We start from the raw sequence: 13,381 nt of genomic DNA, 5'->3' as shown, positions 1-13,381 counted from the left end.
CCTGACCGCGCCGTGACCCGGTCAGCTCCGGGCCGGTCCGTCCGGCGCGGCAGCGGCAGCGGCGCCCTCGCCCGCCCGTGGCGCGGGTACCTCCGCCGTCCGGCTGTCCGGCCCTCCGTCAGCGGTCCGGCCGCTCGGGGTACGGCTCTCCGGGGTGCCGTCCGGGGTGTGGCTCTGCGGGGCCTCGTCGGAATCCGGGCCGGAGGTGCGGTCCAGGCGACGGTCCAGCAGTTGCATGACCGGGGTGGCCGCCACCCCGTGCACCACCACCGAGACGAGCACCACCAGTCCGGCCGTCGCCCACAGCAGGTCGGCACCGGGGAAGTGCGCGTGCGACGTGGCGTACCCGAGGTAGTAGAACGTGCCGACGCCACGAATGCCGAAGAACGCGATCACCCAGTGCTCGGCGGGCCGGCCCGGCGCACCGACCAGCGAGAGCCGGCCGGTCAGCGGGCGCACGACGAAGATCAGGATCAGGGCCAGCGCCACCGCCGGCCAGGTCAGCGGGGCGAGCAGCCCGGTGACCACCGCGCCGCCGAAGAGCAGCAGCAACAGTACGGTGAGCAGCCGCTCCACCTGCTCGGCGAAGTTGTGCAGCACCTGGTGGTACTCGTGCGACCGCTCCGCCGCCCTGATCGCCCGAGCGGTGACGAAGACCGCCACGAAGCCGTAGCCGCCGACCAGTTCGACCAGGCCGTAGGAGAGGAAGGTGGCGGCCAGCGCGAGGAAGCCCTCCGAGTGCCGGGCCAGCCGCAGCCGCTCGGAGCGGGCCCGGAAGAACAGCTTGCCGAGCAGCCATCCCACCAGCAGCCCGCCGGCCACCCCGAGCAGGATCCGGTAGCCGACGTCCAGGGTCAGCCAGCGCGCCAGCCAGTCGCCGGGCGCCAGCCCCACCATGGCGATCGTGATCGCGGCGTAGACGAAGGGAAAGGCGAGGCCGTCGTTCAACCCGGCCTCGGCGGTGAGCGCGAACCGTACCTCGTCCTCGTTGTCCTCGGCGTCGGTCGGCTCGCCGACCTGCACGTCGGAGGCGAGCACCGGGTCGGTGGGCGCCAGCGCGGCGGCCAGCAGCAGCGCGGCGGCCGGCACCAGCCCCAGCCACCACCAGCCCAGCAGCGCCACCATGGCGATGCAGAGCGGCATCGCGATCGCGAGCAGCCGCCAGGTCGACGACCAGCGCCGCCGGCCGAGCGGACGGTCGATCTTCAGGCCGGCGCCCATCAGGGCCACGATCACGCCGATCTCGGTGAGCTGCGTGGTGATCTCGGCGTGGCTCAACGGATCCGGCTCGGGTAGCCCGAGCGGAAGCAGGAAGACCAGCATGCCGAGGCCGAGGAAGGCGATCGGCATGGAGAGCGGGCGCCGCTCCAGCACCCGGGGCAGGATGCCGGCCAGCAGCGCCCCGACGCCGATCAACGCGTACGAGGTAGCGGAGAGATCCACGCCGGCACTTTTCCCCGCCGGAGTGCTCCGCACGCCTGCGACAGCCGTCAGTCGCCGGGCCGATCCTCCGTGCCTGTCTGCGCCGGAATCATCATCTCGAACCAGACCGTCGAGCCGCGTACCGTCGGATCGGTACCCCAGGCGTCGCTGAGCTGCTCGATCAGCCCGAGACCCCGGCCCCGGCTGCTCAGTTTCTCCGTCCGGGCCCGGGTCACCGCGCCCCGGGTGCCGCTGTCGGCGACCGAGACCAGCAACCGCTCCGGGCTGAGGTCGATCTCCACCCGGGCGGCGGTGCCGGCGTGCAGCAGCGCGTTGGTGGTCAGCTCGCTGGTGCAGAGCACCGCCGCACCTACCACCTGCTCGGGCACCCCCCACAGGTTGAGCTGACCGGTCATCCAGTGCCGTACCCGGCCCGGGGCGGTCGGCTCCGCCGGCACCTCCATGCTCGCCGACCGGCTGGGCGTACTCGCGTGTTCGACGGCGAGTACGGCGACGTCGTCCTCGGTGCTTCCCGGCACCGCACTGCTGGCCAGCGCGCAGAGCGTACGCGGGTCGCCGGTCGCCGAGCCGGCCACCGTACCGGCCAGTGCCTCGAACCCGTCACTCAGGCTCCGCTGCCGCCGCTCCACCACACCGTCGCTGAACAGCAGCAGCGTGTCCCCGGGCGGAAAGTCCACCGTGACCGCCGTGCGCCGCCCGTACAGCCCCAGCGGCACTCCGGGGGGCACCTCGAGGTACCGGGCGGTGCCGGGCTGGCCGGGTGAGCCGCGCCGGACCAGCGGTGGCGGGTGGCCGGCACTGGCCACGGTCAACCGGTCGGTCTCCGGCTCGATCACCCCGTAGACGACGGTGACGAACAGCTCGTCGCTGTGCGCCTCGGCACTCAGGCTCGCCACCAGCCGGTCCAGCCCGGCGAGGACGCCGACCGGGTCGGGATCACTCAGGGCCAGCGCCCGCAGCGCGGCGCGTACCTGCCCCATCAGCGCGGCGGCCTGCACGTCGTGCCCGGCCACGTCGCCGAGGACCACCGCCAACCGGCCGTCCGGCAGCGCGAAGGCGTCGTAGAAGTCGCCCCCGGCCGCGTTGCCGTCGACCCCTGCGTCGTAGCGGGCGGCGATCCGCAGCAGTGGCAGGTCGGGCAGGTGCTCCGGCAGCATGCTGCGCTGGAGCAGTTGCGCGGTGCCGTGCTGGGTCTCGAACCGGCGGGCCCGCTCGGCAGCCTGGGCCACCAGCTCCGCCGAGGCGGCCAGCAGGGCTCGCTCGGCCGGTGGCCAGCGGTGCGGCTGCCGGTAGCCGACGGTCAGTCCACCGCGCAGCGTCGGCGTACGCAGCGGCAGCGCGGCCAGCGCCCGGATCTTCTCGTCGTGCCGGTCCACGGCACTCTGCAACAAGGGCTGGCCGTCACTGGCGAAGCTCGGCGCACCGGTGTCGGCGCTGCGGATCAGCGGGGCGGGGGAGTCGGCACCGTGCCGGCGCCACAGCGGGGGAAGCCGCTCGTCCGCCTCGTCCAGCACCTCTCCCCGGATCCGCCGGACCACCCGCCAGCCGCTGCCGTCGTCCACCCCGAACTCGACCTGGTCGGCCACGAACGCCGACAGGGCGTTGCGCAGGGCGACCCGGGCGACGTCGTCGAGGGTGAGCGTGCCGGCCAGCGCCGAGGCCAGCTCGCCGAGATTCTGCAACCGCTGGGTGACCTGGGGCGCTTCGGCGGCGACCGTGAGCACTCCGATGATGTCGCCGGTGGAGTCCCGCACCGGCGAGTAGCCACGGGTGAAGAGGGGGTGCTCCCGGTAGCCGGGTTCGTCGCGGAAGAGCGGCAGCGGGGCGTCCCGCTCCAGGAACGGCTCACCGGTCCGGTAGACCCGCTCGATCACGTCGCCGACCCCCGGCACCTGCCACACCTCGGCGAAGACCTCGGCGGCCGGCCGGCCGAACGCCTGCGGATGCTTGGTCGGGATCAGCTCGGCGAAGCTGTCGTTGTAGACCAGCGCGAGCTGTGCGCCGTAGGCCAGGGCCATCGGCACCGGAGCCGAGCGGACCAGGTCGACGACCGCCCGCAGCGCGGGATCCCACCGGCCGGGTGGACCCAGCGGGGTCTCCGACCAGCGTCGCTCGGCCGGCGGCCCGGCCGTGGCATCCGGAGTCGGCCGCGCGCCGGCGACGGTGGAGGGGGGAGCGGGTACCCGCCCGACCGTGCCTGGCATGCCAGCAGCCTAACCGGAGCCGCCGAATCCGCTCGTCGGCCCGGTCCGGTACGCCCGATGTGCTGTGATCCCGCCCGCTTCGTGAGCAGGCGGGCGACGGGAGGGGAGGCGGTCGACCTAGCCGGCGTCCACCGGACGGCGCCGCATGGCGTCGTCGGCCAGGATCACGGTGGCGACCATCAGCGACACGCAGAGGCTGAACAACCACGAACTGTCGTCGACCAGCCGGGCGGAGACCGGCGCCTGCACCGCGGTGAGCAGGAAGGCGAGCCACGCGAGGCGACGCTGACGGATGGAGAGGAAACCAGGAGCCTGACGCATCCCGAAATTCTGCCCCGCCAGACGCCGATCGCCGGTCGTCCGTTCGGACGAATTCGGGGCACCTGTCCACTTGATCCGGCTCTGCGGCGCCGCCCGTACACCCCCGGCCAGGCTCGATGGCCAAGCGTCGAGCCGTCCGGCATCATCGGCGAGCGTGTCAGTTCCCTCACGCCGCAGCGCGGGCCTCGCCGTGCTCGTCCTGGCCTATCTGGCCTTCATCAGCCTAGGTCTGCCCGACAGCCTGCTCGGGGTCGGCTGGCCGTCGATCAGCGCCGACCTGAGGGTGCCGACCGAGGCGGTCGGGCTGTTGCTCACCTCGGCCACGGTCGGCTACCTCGTCTCCAGCGTGGTGGCCGGGTTCAGCATCGCCCGGCTCGGCGTCGGCTGGCTGCTGGCCGGCAGTACCGCCCTGGCCAGCCTCGCCCTCGCCGGCTACGCCGCCGCACCCGAATTGCCGGTGATGATCGGCTGCGCGCTGCTCGTCGGCCTCGGCTCGGGTGCGATCGACGCGGGGCTGAACGCGTACGCCGCCGACGCGTTCGGGCCGCGCCAGATGAACTGGCTACACGCCTGCTTCGGGCTGGGCGTCGCCATCGGGCCGCTGGTGATGACCACCGTGCTCGGCGTCGGGCTCGGCTGGCGCTGGGGGTACGGCATCGTGGCCGCCGCCCAGGCCGGGCTGGCGCTGGCCTTCGTGCTCACCGTACGAACCTGGGAGCGGTCGCGCCCGGCCGACGCCGCCGACGGCCGGGACCCCGCACCGGCAACCCCGGCCGGGCCGGTACGCATCGGCGCCACCCTGGCGCTGCCGGCCGTCTGGTTCGGCGTCCTGACCTTCGCGGTGTACGTGGCGATCGAGGTCGGCGCCGGGCTCTGGGCCTTCCTGCTGCTCACCGAGGACCGTGGGGTCAGCCCGACCGTGGCCGGCCTCTGCGTCTCGCTCTACTGGGGCAGCCTCTTCGTCGGCCGGGTGGTGCAGGGGTTCGTCGCCGAGCGGCTGGGCACCCGGACGGTGCTGCTCGGCAGCATGTACGCGATGGCGTTCGGCTCCGCGCTCGTCGCGGTACCCGGGCCGGGTTGGCTGGCGGTGGCCGGCCTCGCCGTCGTCGGGTTCGGCGCGGCGGCGGTCTTCCCACTGCTCACCCTCACCACCGCCGAACGGGTGGGGCGGGAGCACGCGGACCGGACGATCGGATTGCAGATCGGGGCGTCCGGGCTGGGTGCGGCGATCATCCCGGGCGGGCTCGGCGTGCTGATCGGGCGTACCTCGGTCGCGGTGCTCGGGCCGGCCCTCGTCGTACTCTCCCTGATCATGATCGCGCTGTACTGGGCGTCCAACCGACGGGCGGCCCGGCACCCCGTACCGGCCGGCTGAGCGGGTTATCAGTGCGGCCCGTTGCGCCCGGTGGTCGAGGGCCGGTAGCGGCGCTGCTCGTCGGTGCGCTGGTCGGCCTGCTCGGCGTCGTACGGCCGGTCGGTGTCGTCCGCCGCCTCGCCGTGCCCGAACGCCGACTCCGCGCCCGCGTCGTTGCCGGTGACGTCGTCGACCTGCCCGTCGGGCGTCGACGCGCCCATCGCCTCTTCCAACTCCCGTAGCGGCAACTTCTCCTCGTCACGCCAGACGTGGCTGTCCCTGTCGGTCATACCCGTGGCCCTACCCGGCCCACTCGGCGGGCAAACGCCGACGATCCCGCCCGTACCCGCCGATGCCGGGACAGTACGACGGTGGCCGCCGGAAGGGGACTTACCCTTCCGGCGGCCACCGAAGATCGTCGTAGCCGTGCGTGCTACGGCTGCGGCCGGGCGACCGCGCCGCGCCAGGCACCGGTCTCGGTGCCGCGCCGCTCGATGAACTCCTTGAAGCGGTTCAGGTCACCGGCGACCCGCCGGTCCACCACGCCGAGCTTGTCGCCGGCCTTCTCGGCGATCCCGTGCGGTTCGAACTCCATCTGCGCGGTGACCCGGGTGTGGTTCTCGTCGATCCGGTGGAAGGTCACCACCCCGGCCTGCCGGGTGCCGTCGGTCGAGGTCCAGGCGACCCGCTCGTCGGGCAGCTGCTCGGTGATCCGGGCGTCGAACTCCCGGTTCACCCCGCCGATCTCGACCTTCCAGTGCGTCATCGTGTCCGAAATCTGCCGGACCTCCTGGACGCCCTCCATGAACTCCGGAAACTCCTCGAACTGGGTCCACTGGTCGTACGCGGTCCTGATCGGCACCGCCACGTCGACGGACTTGGTCACGCCACTCATCTGGCTCCTCCTTGTCGGTCGGTCTGGTTCTGGCCGTTGCGCCGGTGAAATCCGGGGGCGGTCACCAGCGGCGGGTCTCGTTCGGGTGTCCGAGTGCGGCCCACACCTCGGAGACGGTCTGGAACTGGGTATCCGCCGGCAGCCGATCCAGTTCGGCGAGGATGTCGTCCGGCGCCTCGTTCTCCTCGGCGCTGCGGCGCAGTCCGTCGCGGTCACCGGGCAGCGCGGAGAGCGGGATGAACCGGCCCAGCCGGCTCCGCTGCTCGACCTCCTCCGAGGTCATGCCCTGCGGCGCACCGGAGCGGGTGTCGTTGCCGGGCGCCCTGGTCAGGCCGGGCTGGTCCTCGCCAGCCGGCTCGGGGTCGCGCCACTCCTCCGCGCGGCCACCGACCGAGCCCTGCACCGCGCCCTGCACCTCCCGGTCCATCTGCTCGTCCAGGCGGGGGCCGTGCTTGCTGTTCCCACGTTCCATGTCTGATGCGCTACCCGAGGGGAATCGCGCTAAACGGGATACGGCTACGCCGATCGTCACGGGATCCGGCTACGTCAATCGTCGTCCGCCGGCGACCTGGGCGGCAGCGCGGGCTCCACCGGGTCCTCGGCGCCGCCCTGGCGGGCCCGGCCGCGCTGCACCTCGGCGTTGATCTCCACGCCGAGCATCACCGCGCAGTTGGAGAGGTAGAGCCAGACCAGGAAGGCGATGATCGCGCCGAGGCTGCCGTAGGTGACGTTGTAGGAGCCGAAGCGGGAGACGTAGAAGCCGAAGCCGGCCGAGACGACGGCCCAGGAGACGAGGGCGACCGCGCCGCCGACGGTGAGCCAGCGGAACCGGGGCTGCCGCACGTTCGGGGCGATCCAGAACAGCAGCGAGAGCAGCAGCATGACGATGGCGACCAGAACCGGCCACTTGGCGACGGTCCAGACGGTCCGGGGCGCGTTCCCGAGCGCCAGCGCGTCGCCGACCGCGTCGGTTACCGGTCCGCTCACGATCAGCCCGGTGGCCACCACCGCGAGCAGTACCAGCGCGATCGCGGTCAGCCCGAGTTGCAGCGGCCGCAGCAGGTAGAACGGCCGGCCCTCGGCGACCCCGTAGATCGCGTTGGAGGCCCGAGTGAACGCCCCGACGTAGCCCGAGGCAGACCAGAGCGCGGCCACCACGCCGAAGCCGAGCAGCACCCTCGCCGACCCCTGGCTCTCCACCACGTCGCGCAGCACGTTGAGCACCCCGTCGTTGGCGATCACCGAGCCGGCGCCGATGTCCTTGGCGAGCCCGGCGATGGTGTCGATGGTCTGCTCCCCGTTGGAGACCAGGCCGACCAGCGCGACGATCACTATCGCGCAGGGAAAGAGCGCCAGCACCCCGTAGTAGGTCAGCGCGGCGGCCCAGTCGGCGCAGTTGTCCGTCAGGAAGCGCTTGACGCTGCGAAAGAGTACGCCCCGCCAGGTCGACAAGCGCAACTGGCGCAGCCGGCCCGGGAGGCGGCGATTGCGCCCGGGTGCCTCGGTGACCGGTTCGGTGGTCGACGCCATGCTCGCCCCCTGGTTGGCGGGGCCGGTCGGGCTCGCGGTCGCGCGCCCGGCCGGGTTGCGCTGCCCGGTACCCCGGGCGGGAAACGGACAAACTCTCCGGCCGGCGCGCGGCAGGCCCGGGTTTGTCGACGGTGGCTCGGGAAAGCGAACCAGGGAGACGACCAACCATCCGGAGGAGGAAGATCATGCCCGGACGCGAGGTTCTGCCCAGTACCCTGCGACGCTCGCCGCGCAAGGCCCAGGACACCTGGGCGAAGACCCACGACTCGGCGGTCGAGACGTACGGCGAGGGGCAGCGGTCGCACCGGACCGCGTTCGCCGCGCTCAAGCACTCGTTCGAGAAGGTCGGCGACCACTGGGAGCCGAAGGGGCGTAAGGGCCCCAGCGACGAGCAGGCGGCCGGCGGTGGACCGGCGCGCCGTGCACCGACCGCCGGTGGCGTGGACGCCAACGCCCCGAAGGAGCACCTGATGGACGTGGCCAAGCGGCTCGACGTCAAGGGGCGGTCCCGGATGACCAAGGCAGAGCTGGTCGACGCGATCCAGAAGGCGAACAACCGAAAGACCACCGCCGCCCGTGGCCGGGAGAAGGCGCGCAACCGCCGCTGACCCCGCCGCGAGGCGTTGCCGAACCCGGGCGGTCAGCCGCCCAACTCAGCCGGCACTCGGGTCGCCGGCACTCGGGTCGGTGGGCAGGGTAGGGGTGCGGCCGGTTTTCACCACCGGCCGCCGTCCCCGCCCGGCCCCTCGATGTGTACCACCTTGGTGACGGTCAGTTCGTCGAGCAGTTCGGGGCCGTACCCGAAGCCCTGGCCGCTGCCGCCCCGGGGCTCGGCGGCACCGCCCGGTGCCCCGCCGAAGACGGCGTTGATCTTCACCGTGCCGACCGGAAGCTCCCGCCAGGCCCGCTGCGCGTGGTTCATCGACCCGGTCAGTACCGTCGCCGCCAGCCCGTACGGTGAGTGCGCCGCCCGTGACAGCGCCTCGTCGAACGATTCCACCACCATCACCGGGGCGACCGGGCCGAACGTCTCCTCCCGCATCACCGCCATCTGGTCGGTGCACTCGGCCAGTACCGTCGGCGGGTAGAAGGAACCCGGTCCGTCCGGCACGGTACCGCCGGTGAGCACCGTGGCGCCGTCCGCGACCGCCGCTTGGACCTGCCCGTGCACATGGTCGCGGTGTCGCCGGTCGACCAGCGGCCCGAGTTCGCTCATCGGGTCGCGGCCCGGCCCCGCCCGCAGCGCCTCGGCCCGCTCCACCAGGGCGGCGAGGAACCGGGTCGACACCGGCCGGAGCACATAGATCCGCTCCACCGCGACGCAGAGTTGCCCGGCGTTGGCGAAGGCACCCGTGGCAGCCTGCTGGGCCGCCCAGAGCGGGTCGACGTCACCGTCGACGATCAGCGGGTCGCTGCCCCCGTTCTCCAGCAGCGCCTTGGCGCCGGATCGGGCGCAGGCGGCGGCGATCGACCGACCGGTGGCGGTCGAACCCACGTGCGCGACCACGTCGACCTCCTGCCCGGCGAGCGCGGCACCCACCTCGGCGCCGCCGGTCAGCAGCGACAGCACCCCGGACGGCAGATGCTCGTCGAGCAGCCGGGCGAGCAGCCAACCGCTGGCCGTACTCCGCTCGCTCGGCTTGTAGACGACTGTGTTCCCGGTGACCAGCGCCGCGCCGAGCAGGCCGCAGGAGACCGCGACCGGGTCGTTCCACGGCGTCACGACGGCGACCACGCCACGTGGCTGCGGCACCATCAGGTCGATCGCGTCGGCGTTGCCGCCAAGGGTGCGGCCGCCGCGCACGGGGGCGAGTTCGGCGTACTGGCGCAGCGTCGACACCCCCGCCTGGACCCCGGCGCGGGCGGCGGCCAGCGGCCGGCCCATCTCGGCGGTCTCCGCCTCGGCGAGCCGGTCGGCGGCGGCCTCGATCGCGTCGGCGGCGAGCCGCAGCGCGCCCGCCCGGTCGGCGGGAGCGGTCCGGGCCCACCGGGGCGCCATCGCCCGGGCCGCCTTGACGGTCGCCTCGACCTCGGCGGCGGTCGCCGCCGGCACCTGGCTGACCGGGGTACCGTCGGCCGGATCGAGTACGGTCAGCCATCCGGCGTCGCCGCTGCCGTCCCACACACCGGCGATGAGTTGCTGCACCTGATACATGGAGCGCAGTTTGCCCCGGTACGGGCGGTCGAAACTATTCCGCTGAATGTGGCGGTGCAGGTCCGTGCAGCCGGTGCCCGGGGCCGGGGTGGCCAGGGGTGAGCCGGGGTAGGGTGCTCGGGTGACGGTGCTCGGGGACACCGCCGACGCGGTCGTCGTCGGAGCGGGGCACAACGGACTGGTCGCGGCGAACCTGCTCGTGGACGCCGGGTGGGACGTGCTGGTGCTGGAGGCGACCGGCGAGCCGGGTGGAGCGGTCCGGTCGGCCGAGGTGACCGCCCCCGGCTACCTGAGCGACCTCTACAGCGCCTTCTATCCGCTCGGTTACGCCTCGCCGGTGCTGCGCCGGCTCCGGCTGGACGAGCACGGACTGATCTGGCGGCACGCGCCGGACGTGCTGGCGCACCTCTTCCCGGACGGCGGTGCGGTGCTGCTCAACCGCGATCCCGAGGTCACCGCCGCCTCCGTGGCGCGGTTCGGCGACGGTGACGGCGAGCGGTGGCTCGACGCGTACGCGCAGTGGCGGCAGATCTCCGCGCCCCTGCTCGACGCGCTCTTCAGCCCCTTTCCACCGGTACGTGGCGGACTGGCGCTCGCCCGCCGGTTGCGTACCGCCGGGATGCTGCGGCTGGCCCGCCGGATGATGCTGCCGAGCACCCGGCTCGGGGCGGAACTCTTCACCGGCTCGGGCGGCCCGGCCCTGCTCACCGGCTGCGCGCTGCACACCGACCTCGCTCCGGACGAGCCCGGTTCCGGGGTGTACGGCTGGCTACTGGCCATGCTCGGCCAGCAGGTGGGCTGGCCGGTACCGGTCGGCGGGGCGGGGCGGATCACCGACGCGCTGCTGGCCCGGCTTCGTGAGCGGGGCGGCCGGCTGCGCACCGGTACTCCGGTCGACCGGGTTCTGGTGGCCCGGAACCGGGCCGTCGGGGTCCGCTCGGCCGACGGCCTGCTGTGGCGGGCCCGCCGTGCCGTACTGGCCGACGTGCCGGCCCCGGCGCTCTTCCTCGACCTGGTCGGTGCGGAACGGCTGCCGCCCCGGCTGGTGGCGGACCTGGAGCACTTCCGCTGGGACGGCTCCACGGTCAAAGTGGACTGGGCGCTGGCCGGGCCGGTGCCGTGGCGGGACCCGGCGGTCGGCGGCGCCGGTACGGTGCACCTCGGCGGCGACCTCGCCGACCTGCGACGGTACGCGGCCGCACTGCACCGGGACGAGTTGCCGGCCGAGCCGTTCGTACTGGCCGGGCAGATGACGGTGGCAGACCCGAGCCGCTCGCCGGCCGGTACCGGGTCGCTCTGGGCATACACCCACCTGCCGTTCCGGCGGAACTGGCGGGCGGAGGAGGTCGGGGCGCACGTGGAGCGGATCGAGGCGCTGCTGGAGCGGGCCGCGCCCGGGTTCGGCCGGCTCGTGAGGGCGCGGCACGTGGCCGGGCCGGCGGAGCTGGCGGCCGGCAATCCGAGCCTGGTCGGTGGTGCGGTGGGCGGCGGTACGGCCGCTGCCTACCAGCAACTCTTTCTCCGCCCGGTGCCCGGGTTGGGCCGGGCGGACACCCCTGTCGACCGGCTCTTCCTGGCCAGTGCGTCCGCGCACCCGGGCGCCGGGGTGCACGGCAGCCCGGGGGCGAACGCGGCCCGGGCGGCACTCGCCAGGGACCGCGCCCTGACCGGCCGCGCGTACGCCGCCGCGCTCGCCCGCGCACAGCGCGCCGTCTACGCCTGACCCGGGCCGCTCATCGCCGGCCCGGGCCGTTCAGAGCCGACCCGGGCCCTCACAGCTGACCCGGGCCGATCACGCCTTACCTGTGCCGCTCAGGCTTGACCTGTGCCGCTTGTGCTCGACCCCGCGCCGCTCGCGCTTGGCCGGGCTCGCTTGCGCCTGGCCGGGGTCGTCGGGGCGGCCAGCTTGTCGGCGCTGCCGGCTTCGTCGATTCCGGCGAGGTCGGCAGCCTCCGTGGCCGTCACCGACTCGGCGGCTCCCGCCCCCTCCGTGCTCTTGGTCGACTTCGCGGCCCTGGTCGCCTTCGTAGCCTTGGTCGCCTTCGCAGCCGGGGTCGCCTTCGTCGCCGGGGTCGCCTTCGCAGCCTTCACCGCCTTCGTGGCCTTTGCCGGCCGCGCAGCCTTCGTCGGCTTCGGCGCCTCGACCGCCGCTGCGGCCTCGGTCGGCGTTGCGGCCTCGGTCGGCGTTGGGACTTCGGTCGGCGTTGCGCCCTCGGCGGGTGCTACGGCCTCGACTGGCGTTGCGGCCTCGACTGGCGCTACCTCGGCCGGCGTTGCGACCTCGGCCGGCTTCGTGGCCTCGACCAGCGCTACAGCCTCGGTCGACTTCGTGACCTCGACCAGCGTCGGCGTCTCGACCGGTGTCGCGACCACGGCCGACTCCTCGACCTTCACCGGCTCCTGGACCTTCACCGACTCCGTGACATCCGCCGGCGCCGGTACCTCGGTTGACGGCGACGGCGGGATCTCGTCGGCAGCCGGGCGTTCGACCGTACGGGATGTACCCGGCAACCGGGTGATGTTGCGGTGCCGGCCGCGCAGCTTGAACGGCATCAGCGCGCTTTCGATCTTGGTCGCGGTGGTCATCTTCGAGTCGCCCTCGAGGCGCTCCTGGAACCGGATCGGCACCTCGAGGATCGTGTGCCCGAGCTTGGTGGCCAGGTAGTGCATCTCGACCTGGAAGCTGTAGCCGTTGGACTGCACCCGGTGCAGGCCGATGTCGCGCAGCGCGTCCGCCCGCCAGATCTTGAAGCCGGCGGTGAGGTCCCGGATCCGCACCTGGAGCAGGGTGTGCACGTAGAAGTTGGCCCAACCGCTCAGCGCCCGGCGGTACAGCGGCCATGCCTCGTCGAGCTGTCCTCCGGGGACGTACCGGGAGCCGATCACCACACCGGCCCGGGTGGAGAGCAGCGAACCGAGCATCCCGGGCAGCGCCTCCGGCGGGTGGGACAGGTCCGCGTCCATCTGTGCCACGTACTCCGCACCGGCTTCCAGGGCGCGGGTCATCCCGTCGACGTACGCCCGCCCGAGCCCTTCCTTGCCGGCCCGGTGCACCACCTGGATCCGCTCGGGGTGCTCGATCGCGAGCTTGTCGGCCACCTCGCCGGTGCCGTCCGGGGAGTTGTCGTCGGCGACGAGGATGTGCAGCCCGGGAAGCGGCAGGGCGAGCAGTCGCTCGACCAGCACGGGAAGGTTCCCCGCCTCGTTGTAGGTGGGAACGACGACGGTCAGGCGCACGTCCCGCCAGGGAGAGGGCAGCTGTACGGGTTCGATCATCGGGGCATCCTCGGTTGGCCGACAGCGGTCAGGGGCAAAGCCTAACTTGACGCAGCGCGCGGGCCACAACACGGCCCGGAGGGGGCGAAAACCGGCCCGTACCTCGATGAACTCCGTCTGGGGGCCCGAAAAATCGCCGGCTCGGCGCGGGTAACGGTTCGGCGCTGGATAGCGGCGAGCCGGCCGGGGTATGCCGACGGGTG

At 73.2% G+C, this 13,381-nt stretch carries 11 protein-coding genes and 1 pseudogene; 3 read left to right on the top strand and 9 right to left on the bottom strand.

Annotated features, from left to right (window positions below; translation table 11 throughout):
* Positions 1-21: 21 nt before the first annotated feature.
* The 3 genes from CLT71_RS09940 to CLT71_RS09930 form a co-directional block, all read right to left on the bottom strand.
* Entirely contained in the window at positions 22-1,443 is a 1,422-nt protein-coding gene (locus tag CLT71_RS09940) for a cation:proton antiporter domain-containing protein (protein WP_101366864.1), read from the bottom strand.
* Positions 1,444-1,490: 47 nt separating this feature from the next.
* Entirely contained in the window at positions 1,491-3,647 is a 2,157-nt protein-coding gene (locus CLT71_RS09935) for a SpoIIE family protein phosphatase (RefSeq protein ID WP_101366863.1), read from the bottom strand.
* Between the two features lie 117 nt (positions 3,648-3,764).
* Positions 3,765-3,968, bottom strand: coding sequence for a hypothetical protein (locus tag CLT71_RS09930; RefSeq protein ID WP_101366862.1), 204 nt, complete (start codon positions 3,966-3,968; stop codon positions 3,765-3,767).
* Between the two features lie 154 nt (positions 3,969-4,122).
* Here CLT71_RS09930 and CLT71_RS09925 point away from each other — a divergent pair, with 154 nt between their 5' ends.
* Positions 4,123-5,343, top strand: coding sequence for an MFS transporter (locus CLT71_RS09925; RefSeq protein WP_101366861.1), 1,221 nt, complete (start codon positions 4,123-4,125; stop codon positions 5,341-5,343).
* Positions 5,344-5,351: 8 nt separating this feature from the next.
* Here CLT71_RS09925 and CLT71_RS09920 read toward each other — a convergent pair whose 3' ends face one another.
* The 4 genes from CLT71_RS09920 to CLT71_RS09905 form a co-directional block, all read right to left on the bottom strand.
* Positions 5,352-5,612 (bottom strand): hypothetical protein, encoded by a 261-nt coding sequence (locus CLT71_RS09920; RefSeq protein ID WP_101366860.1) that lies wholly within the window; start codon positions 5,610-5,612, stop codon positions 5,352-5,354.
* Between the two features lie 143 nt (positions 5,613-5,755).
* Complete coding sequence (locus CLT71_RS09915) at positions 5,756-6,217, bottom strand: SRPBCC family protein (protein ID WP_101366859.1); 462 nt, start codon at positions 6,215-6,217, stop codon at positions 5,756-5,758.
* A gap of 61 nt (positions 6,218-6,278) precedes the next feature.
* Complete coding sequence (locus tag CLT71_RS09910) at positions 6,279-6,689, bottom strand: DUF2795 domain-containing protein (RefSeq protein ID WP_101366858.1); 411 nt, start codon at positions 6,687-6,689, stop codon at positions 6,279-6,281.
* 74 nt (positions 6,690-6,763) lie between these two features.
* Positions 6,764-7,747 (bottom strand): YihY/virulence factor BrkB family protein, encoded by a 984-nt coding sequence (locus CLT71_RS09905; protein WP_101366857.1) that lies wholly within the window; start codon positions 7,745-7,747, stop codon positions 6,764-6,766.
* A 185-nt stretch (positions 7,748-7,932) separates the two neighbouring features.
* Between CLT71_RS09905 and CLT71_RS09900 the strand changes: the two genes are divergently transcribed.
* Complete coding sequence (locus tag CLT71_RS09900; protein WP_101366856.1) at positions 7,933-8,355, top strand: ChaB family protein; 423 nt, start codon at positions 7,933-7,935, stop codon at positions 8,353-8,355.
* 107 nt (positions 8,356-8,462) lie between these two features.
* Here the strand turns inward: CLT71_RS09900 and CLT71_RS09895 are convergent, their stop codons facing one another.
* Positions 8,463-9,902 carry an aldehyde dehydrogenase family protein gene (locus CLT71_RS09895; protein WP_101366855.1) on the bottom strand — a complete coding sequence of 480 codons (1,440 nt, stop codon included), beginning with the start codon at positions 9,900-9,902 and terminating at the stop codon, positions 8,463-8,465.
* A 121-nt stretch (positions 9,903-10,023) separates the two neighbouring features.
* Here CLT71_RS09895 and CLT71_RS09890 point away from each other — a divergent pair, with 121 nt between their 5' ends.
* Entirely contained in the window at positions 10,024-11,625 is a 1,602-nt protein-coding gene (locus tag CLT71_RS09890) for a phytoene desaturase family protein (protein ID WP_101366854.1), read from the top strand.
* 788 nt (positions 11,626-12,413) lie between these two features.
* On the opposite strand, the pseudogene CLT71_RS09885 reads toward CLT71_RS09890, so the two are convergent.
* Positions 12,414-13,178 (bottom strand): annotated as a pseudogene (locus tag CLT71_RS09885) (polyprenol monophosphomannose synthase); the annotation flags it as partial.
* Positions 13,179-13,381: the final 203 nt, after the last annotated feature.

This window comes from Plantactinospora sp. CNZ320, from assembly GCF_002846275.1.
This window is presented reverse-complemented; position numbering and strand designations above follow the sequence as displayed.

What these genes read in the sequence shown, in the direction of transcription:
- CLT71_RS09905 (WP_101366857.1), bottom strand. Translation starts at nt 7,747, where the DNA reads ATGGCGTCGACCACCGAACCGGTCACCGAGGCACCCGGGCGCAATCGC.
- CLT71_RS09935 (WP_101366863.1), bottom strand. Translation starts at nt 3,647, where the DNA reads ATGCCAGGCACGGTCGGGCGGGTACCCGCTCCCCCCTCCACCGTCGCC.
- CLT71_RS09930 (WP_101366862.1), bottom strand. Translation starts at nt 3,968, where the DNA reads ATGCGTCAGGCTCCTGGTTTCCTCTCCATCCGTCAGCGTCGCCTCGCG.
- CLT71_RS09895 (WP_101366855.1), bottom strand. Translation starts at nt 9,902, where the DNA reads ATGTATCAGGTGCAGCAACTCATCGCCGGTGTGTGGGACGGCAGCGGC.
- CLT71_RS09920 (WP_101366860.1), bottom strand. Translation starts at nt 5,612, where the DNA reads ATGACCGACAGGGACAGCCACGTCTGGCGTGACGAGGAGAAGTTGCCG.
- CLT71_RS09915 (WP_101366859.1), bottom strand. Translation starts at nt 6,217, where the DNA reads ATGAGTGGCGTGACCAAGTCCGTCGACGTGGCGGTGCCGATCAGGACC.
- CLT71_RS09900 (WP_101366856.1), top strand. Translation starts at nt 7,933, where the DNA reads ATGCCCGGACGCGAGGTTCTGCCCAGTACCCTGCGACGCTCGCCGCGC.
- CLT71_RS09910 (WP_101366858.1), bottom strand. Translation starts at nt 6,689, where the DNA reads ATGGAACGTGGGAACAGCAAGCACGGCCCCCGCCTGGACGAGCAGATG.